The following is a 13,472-nucleotide window of genomic DNA, read 5'->3' as shown; positions in this document are numbered from 1 at the left end:
TAAATCTAATAAATTTTACTAATACTAGTTTACCATATTTTTAGGACGGAAGGAAAGAGAGACATTGTCGCATCCGATTTCTTTTCCGTTTATAGGACTATGCTTTTTTAGCAGCCTTATTCCACTGGTACCATCCGACCAAGCTGTTGATTAAATAGATCAGATATTTCCCTTGAATTTGAAGGCTTTCACCCCACCAGAGGTAGATAGAAAAAATATTGGTCGCTGCCCAGAAAATCCACTGTTCGCGATAAACAGCCGTCATCAAGATTTGTCCTACACCATTTGTCGCATCTGTGATTGAATCTCTATAAGGACGATTGGCACCCACAGACTGATAAATCAAGCCAAAGACCAACCACCAAAGCACACTAAGCGATAGATATTTTGTCCATCCTTTGGCATCTAGCTTACGAGCAACAAACTCTTGCTTTTCTTTTTTAAACTGACCTTGGTAAATCCACACCAAGAGTCCAATTGGCTGCATGATGGTAAAGTAAAGAGTCGTCAGGACCTCGCCATAGAAGCCTTTCTGCAAGGCCAAAATCAAGTAAATCACAGAATTAATCAAACCAAAGAGATAATTGCTAGCCCGTCCTTCAGAAACGAAGATTACACAGATAATCCCAGTCAGACTGCAAATCATCCCCGTCCAATCCACTATGCGATGTTCATATATCAGCTCCAGCCAGAGCGGAAAACTCCCTAGAATCAAGAGATAAACCCATTGACCTAGACTGCGATGAGCAAACAAATCGTCCCAGATAAGCTTCAAGGTACCAGAAAAGCCGAGCTTCTTCATACTAGTCACCATGCGTTTATAGCCACCAGACATTTCAGAAAGCGTCAGCTTCATGTTTGCGATTTTCTTTTGGATATAAGTATTCATTCTTTCTCCTTTTGTTTTTTAAGAGCCGTGTCAAATTGACTTACGGATGCAACGCTCTATTATTTTCGAACACGCACAAGATTTGTCTTATGCAGTATTCATATTTTATCATATTCCTATTTCAGAAAATGTCAAGTAAAATCAAAAAAAGATTTCTTAACGTTCGGATTTCAAGAAAAGACCTACAGATTTTTGTAAGTCTTTTTGCTTGGATTTGGTAGTAGTCGAACGTTTTTTTCTGATTTATCACTATTTTTTTGTGAAGCATAATAAATGCATCATTAAAATTTGACGATTTATGATTGCGATAATCTTCATTAGACTTATAAGTAACAAGAGATAAAGCTATCAAGACCATTAGGAAGGTTAGAAGTAATTTTTGAGACTAGGACATCTCATAGCTGAAAATGCAGAATAATGAGCAAACTAGCCTCAAATAAGTATCAACTCAAATAGGAAATTCCTAGAACTATTGCGATAAGAACAAAACTAACAATGGAAAAGATTAATATTAGCAACTTAAAAATTTTATCAAGACCTACATAACGTTCTACGAAGGCTTTTTCAGGCTTCTCTGGATTATAATAAACCATCATGGCTGAACCTTTTGGGAATATTTCTCTCAACTGTAAATTCTGTCCATCGCTAAGAATATATTTCCTGTCAAAGACATCTTTTTGCTCTTTCTTCTTAGATGTTTCTATATAATATGCATATTCAAATTTTTTTCTGTATGTTTCCCCATTCACGAGATATTCTACAATAGGCAAAGGGATAGCCATTTCATTACAGCTATCATAATCAACCACTAGACCTGAAATTTTAGAAGTACATTTTTTCTGAATACTCTTCTCCCGTCGATAGAATAGGTATAAAACTAAATTTGTAAGGCCAATAAAGAAACATATGGCTATTATCAAAATAATCGGTTTATCCAAGATTTGATTCACACTCCTATTTCCTAGCTTGGATGAGTAACATCAACTGAAATTTTCTTAGCTTTTATAATTCAGGGTTTAGGCGAATAAAGTCCACCGGACTTTATTCCTCATCCATACTCAGGACACTGAGGAAGGCTTCTTGTGGGACTTCGACAGAGCCGATAGCTTTCATCCGTTTTTTACCGGCTTTTTGTTTTTCAAGGAGTTTCCGCTTCCGAGAAACATCACCACCGTAACACTTGGCTAAGACATTCTTACGCAAGGCCTTGATGTCTGTCCGAGCCACGATTTTCTGTCCGATAGCGGCTTGAATAGGTACTTCAAACTGCTGACGAGGAATGATTTTCTTGAGCTTGTCTACAATCAGCTTACCACGCTCATAAGCAAATTCCTTGTGAACAATGAAGCTAAGAGCATCAACCTTGTCACCATTGAGGAGAATATCCATCTTCACCAGCTTGGACGAGCGATACTCAGAAATTTCGTAGTCAAAGCTAGCATAGCCACGAGTAGAGGACTTGAGCTTGTCAAAGAAGTCAAAGACGATTTCAGCAAGCGGGATCTGATAGATGACATTGACCCGATTATCATCGATGTAGTCCATAGTCACAAAGTCACCGCGCTTGCGCTGAGCCAACTCCATTACCGCTCCGACAAATTCCTGGGGCACCATAATCTGCGCCTTAACATAAGGCTCCTCAATGGAATCAATCTTGGTCGGGTCTGGAAACTCGCTCGGATTGGACACATTAAGCGAGGCACCATCCGTCATATTGACCTTATAGATAACGGACGGAGCCGTCATGATCAAATCAATATTAAACTCACGCTCCAAGCGCTCCTGAATAACATCCATATGCAGCAAGCCTAAGAAACCACAGCGGAAACCAAATCCTAACGCCTGTGATGTTTCCGGTTCAAACTGCAGACTGGCGTCGTTTAGCTGGAGCTTTTCAAGCGCCTCACGCAGGTCATTGTATTTATTAGACTCAATCGGATAGAGACCAGCGAAGACCATAGGATTCATCTGCTTGTAGCCGTGCAGAGGTTCTGCGGCTGGATTATCCGCCAAGGTCACTGTATCCCCGACCCGAGTATCCTGTACCGTCTTGATAGAGGCTGCGATATAACCAACATCCCCTGTCGCTAAGAAATCACGTCCAATAGCCTTGGGCGTAAAGATGCCGACCTCAGTCACGTCAAAGGTCTTGCCATTGCTCATGAGCTGAATGGTATCTCCCGGCTTGACCACGCCGTCCATAACCCGCACTTGTAGGATTACCCCTCGATAGGCATCATAGACCGAGTCAAAAATCAAGGCCTTGAGTGGTGCTTCAACATTTCCAGTCGGAGCTGGAACTTTTTCCACAATCTGCTCTAAAATTTCCTCAATTCCGATGCCAGCCTTGGCAGAAGCCAATACGGCTTCGCTAGCATCCAACCCAATCACATCTTCAATTTCTGCCCGCACCCGCTCTGGATCCGCAGCTGGCAGGTCAATTTTATTAATAACTGGCAGGATTTCCAAGTCATTGTCCAGCGCTAGATAGACATTAGCCAAGGTCTGAGCTTCAATCCCCTGAGCTGCATCCACGACCAAAATAGCCCCTTCACAGGCCGCTAGCGACCGTGATACCTCATAGGTAAAGTCCACGTGTCCCGGCGTGTCAATCAAGTGGAAGATATAGGTTTCACCGTCCTTGGCAGTATAATTGAGCTCGATAGCATTGAGCTTAATGGTGATACCGCGCTCCCGCTCCAAGTCCATGCTGTCCAAGAGTTGGGCCTGCATTTCCCGGCTGGAAACCGTCTCAGTCGCCTCCAAAATCCGGTCAGCCAAGGTTGATTTCCCGTGGTCGATATGGGCAATGATGGAGAAATTGCGGATCTTCTCCTGACGTTTTTTCAAATCTTCTAAATTCATTTTTCTCATCCTTTTAGGGTATTCTATTTATTATAACACAAGACCAGTGATTTTTCCTATAGACTCGGACTTTCTCTATAAATTATGCTATACTAGTCAGAGAATAATTTTGGAGACACTTTATGATTAAAATTCTTGCACTTGATATGGACGGCACCTTGCTCAACAGCAAAAAAGAAATTCCCCAGGCTCACATCGAAGCTCTGCATCGAGCTATTGAAAAAGGAGTAAAATTGGTTCTCTGCACAGGCCGTCCCTTGGTCGGCGTCAAGCCTTATTACAACAAGCTGGGCCTTGCACAAGAAAACGAATATGTCATCGTGGACAATGGCTGCGCTACACATCAGACCAGCGAATGGAGTTTGGTGGACTGGCAAGAGCTTAGCGGTCAGGATATTCGCTATCTCTACAGCCTGTCTGAAAATAGCCCTGTCCAGCTGACTCTCTTTGATAAGGAGCATTATTTCGTCGTCGGAGAAAAAGCCAGTTCCTATGTCGTGAATGATGCTAGCCTAGTATTCACCACTCCAACCGAGATTAGTCTGGAAGAGGCTTGCAGCGGTAAACACAGAATGTTTCAAGCTATGTTTTTAGGCAGCCAAGAGCAGGTAGATGCTTTTGAAGCTGACTTTGGCCAAGAAATCTGCCAGCGTTTCAGCGGTGTTCGCTCCCAGCCGGTCATTTACGAGGCCATGCCATCTGGTGTAACCAAAGCCTTTGCCCTAGAGCGATTGGCTAAACAATTGGACGTCAATCCTCAGGAAATCATGGCAATCGGAGATGCTAACAACGACATCGAAATGCTGGAATATGCTGGCCTCGGTGTAGCCATGGGCAATGCTTCAGACCATGTCAAAAGCCTAGCCGATGCCGTCACAGATAGCTGCGAGGAAAATGGGGTCGCTACAGCTATTGAGAAGTTTATTTTGAACTCATAAAAGTATAAATCCCCAGAAGTGAAACTTCTGAGGATTTTGTTTTCAATCTAAGAATTAGCCCACTTTGAGGCTAATTTTTTTCTTTATTTAATAACAGCAAAACCAGCGGTCCAGTTGATTTTCTCACGTACAGCAAGTGTTATTTGCAAGAAACCCATTGCCTCTAACTCACGGGCACGTTTGAGCTCTCCCGCATCAATCGTATCTAAACCACCTTCTTGGATATATCCAGCAAGAATTTTCTTTGCTTCTTGGTCATCCGATGCCAATTGAACAGTTGTTTTTTCTTTACCAGCGACTTGTTTCGAAGCAATTGTCGCCGCAAAATTTGTGTTAAAAGCTTTGACCACTCGAGCTTCAGGAATTAACTTAGCAATTTCTTCTGCTGCCGAACTCCCAGCTGGTGTAAGCAATTCATCCATATTCTCAAAGTTTACAGGGTTAGAAATATCTACTAAGATTTTTCCAGCGAGCTCTGCTTTATTAGCTTCAAGAATGCTTGCAATTGCAACGTATGGAACAGCCAATACAACAATATCACCCGCACGTTTTGTAAGACCTTCTTTCCCTACAAAATCAACTTCATGTCCACCTGAAGTGAATACACTTGCGATTGCTTGTCCCATATTTCCTTGTCCAAAAATTGTAATGTTTGCCATAATATATTCCTCCTTTTAATTTACAAAATTTTGTTGTAATGTTATTTATTACATCTAAAATTATAACACATCAGATTGTAATGTCAATGATTACAACTCGGAAAACTTAAAAAAATTTCGAGTTCCTAAAATCACTAGTATTTTTTCCAAAATAACATACAAAAAAGCTAGTCATAATATCTAGACTAACTATGTTTAGGGAGCAAACATAGTTTAGAGTTTAGCAGCCCTTGAATTGCTTCCCATTTTTCGAGAATGAAACAGTCACTTACCAAGACATTCGGCAGTTTTGAAAACATGGACTTGAAACAAAAAAGGAAGAGTGCTGTAGCTTCCTTTTTTGTGCTATAGTCTTGGTACTTGGAAATCAGAAAATTTCTATTCCTTTCTCTTTCAAATTTTCCAAGCATTCTTGCAGATAGGTTGCGTCATGCTCCGGATAAATAGGATGTTCTAGCTCCTCAGCTGGCAACTGCTGGTAAGGAGGGCAAGTCTTGCCACGGTAGTCTTTATCCAGCCAAACGGGATCCGGCTGATAGCCCCTTTGTTGCATTTCCTCCATAATCAAGAGGTGATAAGCATAGAGGCAATAAGGACTGTGCTCAAAAACATAGTTGACCGTCGCATGCGGCTTGCCCCAACCTCGTCCACGCAAGGCTGCACACTCTCGATGCTGACCTAAAAGCTGCTGGCGCGGAAGTTTTTCAATTAAATCTTGGTGCCAAAGTCTCACGATTTTCTCCTTCTAGAATAATCTTATAAAATCATCAACGAATATGAACAATCAACTCTTGGGCAGTTTTCCTGCTTTCTCCAGCATTTTCTTGACAAAATACGGCATCTTAACATTCTCGCGCCCCTTTTTCTCAATCAGCTTCTTGACGAAATCTGGCATTTTCAGCTCTGCATCCTCTGCAAGAATCTGGCAGCTCTCCTCCGACGGCTGCAATTCATCGAAGGTTTCTTCTTCTGGAAAGCATTCTTTGAAGGGTTCATGCTCATGGCGGCGGATAGTTTGAATCAGGGCGTCAATTAAACGGTCGTCTGCATTGGGCATAGGCGGTCTATGATAAGCAACACCCAGTTCATCGCAAAGTTCCTTACACTCCACGTCATTGTCAAAAAGGACCTCTATATGCTCACTGATAAAGCTAATCGGCACAAAAATATAATGCTGCGGAAGTGTTTCTTGCTGGCGCATATAGTCCAGCACGTCAGGTTTGATCCAAGGGAGTCCGATGTCACTCTCACTTTGCCAAACATTGAGATAATCCTCTTCTGTCAGACCTAACCTTTCAGCAATCAAACGGGCATTGTCATAGATCTGATCAATGTAAGGATCTCCGAAATCCAAGGCCAGAATAGGCACACTGTGGGCTGAGAAGAAAATCTTGAAGGTCTCTTCTCTAACCTCTTCTGTAAGAATCTTTCTCAGCTCCTCTGCCCAATAACCAAGAATAGCTTCTTCCTGATACCATTCCTTAATGATATTAAAGCGGATGGAATCACTCTGGATAAACTTCTCATAGCCCATGACAGAATAGTAAGAAAAATGAGGCTCTAGAATCAAACAGATACAATCCTCAATACCATCCTCTTCCATCTGCTCAATCACATCTGGAATAAAAGGACATGAGAATTTATTGGCAAAATAAACCGCATACTCGCCAGCCAAACGCTGACTAACCTTTTCAACCTCTTCTAGACTGATACGCTGCAGAGGCGTTCCACCGATGAGGACATAGTTATCATAGAGGGTCTGAATTTCATGGTCTTGCGGCCTGACACCGCGGCGAATATTGGTAAAAAATTCAGCCACTCCCTCAAAGCTAATCTCCTCTGGCGAGCCAAAAGTCATCATTAGAATTGCTTTCTTCATCATCTTTCCTCTTCAGTCACACCGAGAAAGCCAAGCTGGCTTTCCAATGACTTTCTTGTAATCACTTTCATTTTAACATCTTAAAAAAGACTTGAATAGACCAAAAAACCTATTCCTTGAAAAGAATAGGGAAATTTAATAATTCAGACACTTTAATATTGGAAGTATGCTTTAATAGTTTGTTGAGTTTTCCAGTTATAAATCAACCTTGAGCAGCTGCCCAAGCTCTTGATAGAGAATTTCTGTAGGCTGATATTCTTTGCTTTGCTGGGCAAGAGTTTTCAACTGAGACCAGTCCGGGCGATTCGTCAATTCCTTAAAAAGGCGCTGCACTTCTGCATCGGTCTTTCTGCGAGCAACTAGCCCCACCTGAGCTAGCTCAGCACGAACGGCATTGTCAAACTGGTCATAATCCTGCGGCAAAATGAGACTGGGAATCTCATGCTCAATACAGGCCATCATGATACCCGTCCCCGCATGGTGAATGGCAAAATCTATCTTATCCAGAATATCTGTATAAGGCAGATAGTCAAAGAGCAGCAGGTTTTCCGCCAGTTTGCGAGGAACATTTCCCAAGCCACTAGCTTCTCCCAAGGTGACGTAAAAGAGGTAATCTGGGTAGAGTTGGCTCAGTTTTTTCGCCCGCTCCACCATGCGCTCCTTCTCCCATTTCAAATGCGTACCGCAAGTCACTAAAACCCGCTTCTTATCGGTCTCAAAATAAGACTCATGTGCTTCAGGCAGACGATCAAAGGACAGGCATTTGTAGCCAACCCAGCGAAGATGCTTAGGAAAATCATCTCGAAACTCCAGCTCTTTCATGCCCAAAGCCAAGATAGAGTAAGGCGAATAAATAGCTTCTGTGCCGTCTTCCCTATAAAGTTTAAAATCTTGATAGTCTCCCAAACTCTTCCGAACTAAAGCAAAAGCCATTTTCTTTCCACAGCGAATAACTTGCCTGCCCAAGGCATCTCTGAACTTGTATAAGGCACCCTGATGAGGTTTCCATCCTCCCAAATAGGTCGGCGTTGTCGTCCGGCACTCAATCGCAACCGGACTCGGAATTGTGGTTATCCAGGGGATGTCAAAGCGATCAGAAATCAGACCTGCTGGTGAAGCAACAAAATCTGCTATGACCAAATCCGGTTTACCACCCTCTTGCCAAATTCGATTTAATTCGTCTATAACCTCTGGAATTAGTCTAGAATTGGCCCGAAACTGCTGATAGGCAATCAAAAGATTGCTTTGCTGCGGAGTATTGGCGATGTCTTCCATCACGGTCGGTCTTTCTGGAAAGAGGGCCAGACAGTCAAAACCAATTTCCTCTACTAGCTCTTTCTTTTGGCAGCCAGTGATAACCCGAATCTGAAAACGTGGATCCGCTAGCAGAGGCTTAACTAAGGTCAAAGTAGGCAGTAGGTGGCCACTAAATGGCACACTAATCACATCAATCTTTATCACTTTTTCTAATCCATTCATAAACTAATCCTTTCACATCTTCCCTGTATTCATAATCAAAATGATTGCTATCCACCATCACATCAGCTGGATGGCCATCTAAAAATCTGCTGTAAATATCCTTCCTGCCCTTGATGACCAGCAAGTCAATATCCTTGCTATTTAGGAGTCTCCGTGAAACAGGCCCTAGCGCAATCACCCTCAGTCTAATCGGCAGATTTTCCTCACCCAAGCCCTTCAGCCACTGGGTTAGCATATTGAGCCCAGAGCTTTTGCAGATAATGACAGCATCCTCAGCATCCAGTAAAGGAGATATATGACGTTGCAAAGCCTCCTGAAAGCGAGAATTGTAGAGAGTATGCCCATAGTAACGGATATTGGAAATGGAAGCTGTCAGCAAGGAAATTTGGGTTTGTCGCTCATGCTCAAATCTCTGGTTAAACGGAAAATTGCTAGCCACCACTGAGAAATCTGGTGGACAAATTTGTTCAAGAAACTCAAGTTGTCCTGCAGTCAGACTAGCGCTCTCCAAATGACTGCTGCCACTGAGAAAAAGCAAAACTTTGCTTGATTTTAACATGGTTTGGTCTGGCGACAGAGCATCCAACTTATCCAAATACTGCTTCATCTTACTCATAGCGGATTTTCCCATCCGTCACTCGAATCTTCCTTCCCCGCCAGTTAATCACCCGCGGACTGAGCAAGACATAGAGGAAAAGCCAAGGCAAGACTAGGTCGTTCAGCACCTCGTAGAACACTTCATCAGGATACGGCCGAGCAGTTAGGATAAGGCGACGATATGCCAGCATCCAAACCGCTTTGATCAAGAGCAAAAGCAAAGCCAGAAGTACAAAAGGCCAGCCAAGAAAGAAACTAATGAGCAAGGCAGGAAAGGACAGAAAACTAGGAAGAACAATTAAAATAATAACCTTCCAGTCCAAGTGCTCCTTCAGATAGATAGAGCTAAAAAGCAGCCAACGCTTCATTTGCAGCAGATATTGCTTGGCATCCTTGATAGTAGTCCGGACATTACAGGTCACCCGCGTCTGGATAATCTCCACTCCCTTGCTGCGCAGAAAATCCGCTACAGCCAAATCATCACATAGGTAGTCTTTTATAGCACTGAAGAGCTGCTGCTCTCTAGCTAGTTCAAGTGGCAGGATGTAGAACATTCCATTAATCGAGTGATTGGCTTTGACTTCTGCCATGGTAAAATAAGTAATGAAAGAATTTCCATTGACAAAAGCCGCTACTAGCTTGGACCAGAAATTACTTCTCTCTTGATTATAGGGAATGCCTGTCAAAATAACATTCTCACCTAGATAGTCTGTCAATTCTCCCATTTTTGAAAAATCAATGACACTGTCGTCATCGAGAACAATCAGATATGGCCGGGTCAGCCCATCTATAATCTTCTCAATCTTATAACTCTTAGGATTAATCCCCTGAGGGACATCCCCCATGAGAAAAACGCGAATACGCTGGGCATAGGAAGGGTTTTGACAAATCTTATCAGCCACTCGCTGCGCCTCTGGGTCAGACTGATCAATCAGCCAGTAAAACTCAACTGCTTCTGTCTGCTGGAGATTGGCTAGTAAGTCATTTTCCAAACGAGGATCACCAGATAGGATGGGCTGGACCACCGTATAAAGCTTCTCTTGAAAGTCTGATGAAGAGCTCTGCCCTTTTTTCAAATAAGCCAAAGACAAGAGCCAACGCAAGATAAAGAGAAACAGATAAGCAGCAGTCAGCAGGAGAAAAATAAGTTTCATAATCAAAGCCCCTTTCGTAGATATGCGCCAATCAAACGGATAATCCATCTTTGCGGAAGTAGCTTCATGAGCCAAGCCAGTAGTCGATATCTCTTGCCCACTATAGCATAGGAACGGCCTTGCTGAAGGAGTCTGATGATCCGCCGTGCCGCTATCACTGGGCTCATTTGCAACTGACTTCCACCCAAAGCATCCTGCAGCTCTGGAGGAAAGATAGAAGTCCGAACCGGTCCCAGTATATAAAGACAAACTGTCATTTCAGAGCCTTTGAGGCGCAGCTCTTCTTGCAAGGCTAGACAGTAGGTCTGCAAAGCGGCCTTACTGGCGCTGTAAGCCGCCAGATAAGGATGGGGACAAAGCGCTGCCAGAGAGGAAAGTTGGACAAGTCTTATCTTGCGATTGCGCTCCACGATTTGCCTCATCAGTCGAATCGGCGCTTGGTAATTGACCTGCCAGAGGGCATTTTCATCTGCTTCCGAAAGAGATAGCGCTGGACCAAAGTTCGCCAGACCGCAGCAATTAATCAGTAGATCTGCCTCTAGCTGCTGAGCAAAATCGTCTACCGCAGCTGCATCCAGCAAATCCAAAACTCTACAGGAAAGCTTAGCTCTAACTCCAGACAAGTCCTCTTGCAACTGAGTGAGGTTCGCTTCATCTCTGCCAACCAAGACAAGCTGGTCTGTCCTTTGAGCCAGTTCTTTAGCTAGCTGACGACCTATACCTCCCGAAGCCCCCAAAATCACAGCTTTGCTGATTGTTTTTTCCAATTGCATAGATATAGTTTACCAGATTTTGACAAGATATAAAACTAATTGCTAGATTTTACCTTTGCCCTCAAGAAACGAAAAACATTTCTCACTCTCCCCTGAATATGCTAAAATAGATTTAAATGAAATGAAAAAGGAGCATTTATGAAATATCCTAATCTTTTAGAGCGTTTCCTGACCTATGTCAAGGTCAACACGCGCTCAGACGAGACATCTACTACTACACCCAGCACTCAGAGTCAGGTGGACTTTGCCAAAAATGTCCTCATCCCTGAAATGAAGCGGGTCGGTTTGGAAAATGTTTATTACCTACCCAATGGTTTTGCAATTGGAACTCTGCCAGCCAACGACCCTAGATTTACCCGCAAGATTGGCTTTATTTCCCACATGGATACGGCGGACTTCAACGCAGAAAACATCCAGCCACAGATCATCGAGAATTATGACGGCGGTGTGATCCCGCTGGGGCAATCCGGCTTTAACCTAGATCCTGAGGACTTCGCCAGTCTCCATAAATACAAGGGCCAAACCTTAATTACGACTGACGGAACCACACTTTTGGGAGCAGACGACAAGTCAGGTATTGCTGAAATCATGACTGCTATCGAATACCTCTCTACTCATCCAGAAATCAAGCATGGAGAAATTCGAGTTGGCTTTGGACCAGATGAGGAAATCGGTATCGGGGCTGATAAGTTTGACGCTGAGGACTTTGATGTGGACTTTGCCTACACAGTAGATGGCGGACCTCTAGGTGAGCTCCAGTACGAAACCTTTAGCGCTGCTGGAGCAGAGCTGACCTTTCAAGGTCGCAATGTCCATCCGGGAACTGCTAAAGACCAGATGGTCAATGCTCTCCAGCTGGCTATTGACTTCCACAACCAGCTGCCAGAAGCGGACCGACCAGAGAAGACTGAAGGCTACCAAGGCTTCTACCACCTGATGAACCTGACCGGTACTGTCGAAGAAGCACATGCTAGTTACATTGTCCGCGACTTTGAGACAGAGGCTTTTGAAAATCGCAAGGCTGCTATGCAGGCTATTGCTGACAAGATGAACCAAGAGCTGGGCAGCGAGCGTGTTATCTTGACCCTCAAAGACCAGTATTACAACATGAAGCAGGTCATTGAAAAAGACATGACCCCTATCCATATCGCCAAGGCGGTTATGGAAAGTCTGGACATCCAGCCTATTATCGAGCCTATCCGTGGCGGAACTGATGGCTCTAAAATTTCCTTTATGGGCATCCCGACACCTAACCTCTTTGCCGGCGGCGAAAACATGCACGGCCGCTTCGAATATGTCAGCCTAGAAACCATGGAACGCGCTGTCGATACCATCATCGGCATTGTTTCCTATCAAGATTAAAAACGAAACCACAGAAATTACGAGGAATTTCTGTGGTTTTTTTGTGATTTGTAGAGAAAAGCTACCTCACCATTATAATTTGCAGAGAATAATACATTCAGCGAATGAAAACAGCATACCAGTCTTTAACTGAGTAACCGAATTGTTTCCGATATTGTTCAGAATAATTAAAAAGATAATAGCCTCTCAGAAGGTCAATGGAAAAGACATATACAGCAAATAAAAGAATCGCAGGCACAAAAGGTGTGACAATAGCATTGATTGCCCCCCTAGTATCACTTCCTGTCGAACGATCAAATAACACTAAAAACGCAGTAATTCCCGTTCCCCTATAAAAATGAGGCCATCAGAGACTTTCTCTGTAAACAAAGCTGATAAAGGAACAAATGTTTCCCTTTTTCTACCGATTCTCTTATTTTTCTAGGAACGGTTCTCATGAGATAATAGCAGACAATTACAAACAGAAATCCCGATAGAATTCCTAGAAGATTTCTTCGTGAAGCTATTGATAAAGTTAAACAAATTTCCATTATGAATATTAACAAAAGCATATAACAAAAAGTTATATATTTTAAAATCATTGGATTGTTTCTATACTTTATAGAAGAAATAATATAAATGATGTAAAACATAAGGAACATAAGAATTAAAGGTACATTGAACCAACTGAAATTTTGCGTAGTATATATAGTATCACCGCTTAATAGTACAGGAACTACTAAAGATAAAACATATAGCAAGATTGAAAACAATGCAAATCCTATGAAGCGTTTATAACTCCCTTTGGTCTTTACTTTATTTATAATATCTTCATTAACGAAAGATTGACTTTCTTCAAATGTATAATTGAATAATCTCATTTTAATATTCCTCTCCA

At 42.7% G+C, this 13,472-nt stretch carries 12 protein-coding genes and 1 pseudogene; 2 read left to right on the top strand and 11 right to left on the bottom strand.

All coding sequences use genetic code 11. The features are described 5' to 3' along the window. Positions 1-97 precede the first annotated feature (97 nt). From pnuC to lepA, 3 genes are all read right to left on the bottom strand, one after another. The gene (pnuC, locus tag O3627_RS02385; RefSeq protein WP_002895303.1) at positions 98-889 is read right to left on the bottom strand and encodes a nicotinamide riboside transporter PnuC; all 792 of its coding nucleotides are present in this window, start codon (positions 887-889) and stop codon (positions 98-100) included. Positions 890-1,332: 443 nt separating this feature from the next. After that, entirely contained in the window at positions 1,333-1,827 is a 495-nt protein-coding gene (locus tag O3627_RS02380) for a DUF3592 domain-containing protein (RefSeq protein WP_371621262.1), read from the bottom strand. A gap of 103 nt (positions 1,828-1,930) precedes the next feature. After that, on the bottom strand, positions 1,931-3,754 hold the full coding sequence (gene lepA / locus O3627_RS02375; RefSeq protein ID WP_371621261.1) for a translation elongation factor 4: 1,824 nt from the start codon (positions 3,752-3,754) through the stop codon (positions 1,931-1,933). A gap of 122 nt (positions 3,755-3,876) precedes the next feature. Between lepA and O3627_RS02370 the strand changes: the two genes are divergently transcribed. Beyond that, positions 3,877-4,692, top strand: a complete 816-nt coding sequence (locus O3627_RS02370) for a Cof-type HAD-IIB family hydrolase (RefSeq protein WP_371621260.1) — start codon at positions 3,877-3,879, stop codon at positions 4,690-4,692. 83 nt (positions 4,693-4,775) lie between these two features. On the opposite strand, the gene O3627_RS02365 is transcribed toward O3627_RS02370, so the two are convergent. From O3627_RS02365 to O3627_RS02335, 7 genes are all read right to left on the bottom strand, one after another. Beyond that, positions 4,776-5,351, bottom strand: coding sequence for an NADPH-dependent F420 reductase (locus O3627_RS02365; protein WP_371621259.1), 576 nt, complete (start codon positions 5,349-5,351; stop codon positions 4,776-4,778). Between the two features lie 367 nt (positions 5,352-5,718). Next, positions 5,719-6,084, bottom strand: a complete 366-nt coding sequence (locus O3627_RS02360; protein WP_371621258.1) for a TIGR02328 family protein — start codon at positions 6,082-6,084, stop codon at positions 5,719-5,721. Between the two features lie 51 nt (positions 6,085-6,135). Next, positions 6,136-7,230 carry a ferrochelatase gene (gene hemH, locus O3627_RS02355; protein ID WP_371621286.1) on the bottom strand — a complete coding sequence of 365 codons (1,095 nt, stop codon included), beginning with the start codon at positions 7,228-7,230 and terminating at the stop codon, positions 6,136-6,138. Between the two features lie 195 nt (positions 7,231-7,425). After that, positions 7,426-8,709 carry a glycosyltransferase gene (locus tag O3627_RS02350; RefSeq protein WP_371621257.1) on the bottom strand — a complete coding sequence of 428 codons (1,284 nt, stop codon included), beginning with the start codon at positions 8,707-8,709 and terminating at the stop codon, positions 7,426-7,428. Further along, on the bottom strand, positions 8,678-9,325 hold the full coding sequence (locus O3627_RS02345) for a hypothetical protein (RefSeq protein WP_371621256.1): 648 nt from the start codon (positions 9,323-9,325) through the stop codon (positions 8,678-8,680). The genes O3627_RS02350 and O3627_RS02345 overlap by 32 nt, the downstream gene beginning before the upstream one ends. Beyond that, the gene (locus O3627_RS02340; RefSeq protein WP_185756113.1) at positions 9,318-10,460 is read right to left on the bottom strand and encodes a glycosyltransferase; all 1,143 of its coding nucleotides are present in this window, start codon (positions 10,458-10,460) and stop codon (positions 9,318-9,320) included. Before O3627_RS02340 ends, O3627_RS02345 begins: the two co-directional genes overlap by 8 nt. A 2-nt stretch (positions 10,461-10,462) precedes the next feature. Continuing rightward, positions 10,463-11,233: an SDR family oxidoreductase gene (locus tag O3627_RS02335; RefSeq protein WP_125382349.1), complete on the bottom strand. Its 771-nt coding sequence runs from the start codon at positions 11,231-11,233 to the stop codon at positions 10,463-10,465. Between the two features lie 138 nt (positions 11,234-11,371). Between O3627_RS02335 and pepT the strand changes: the two genes are divergently transcribed. Next, a complete protein-coding gene (pepT, locus tag O3627_RS02330) occupies positions 11,372-12,595 on the top strand; it encodes a peptidase T (protein ID WP_125382350.1) in 1,224 nt (407 codons plus the stop codon). A gap of 97 nt (positions 12,596-12,692) precedes the next feature. Here the strand turns inward: pepT and O3627_RS02325 are convergent. Beyond that, positions 12,693-13,455 (bottom strand): annotated as a pseudogene (locus tag O3627_RS02325) (hypothetical protein). Between the last annotated feature and the right edge of the window lie 17 nt (positions 13,456-13,472).

This window comes from Streptococcus sp. 27098_8_82, from assembly GCF_041431615.1.
Lineage (GTDB): Bacteria > Bacillota > Bacilli > Lactobacillales > Streptococcaceae > Streptococcus > Streptococcus sanguinis_K.
The sequence above is the reverse complement of the archived record's forward strand: the minus strand, read 5'-3'. Positions and strand labels throughout refer to the sequence as shown.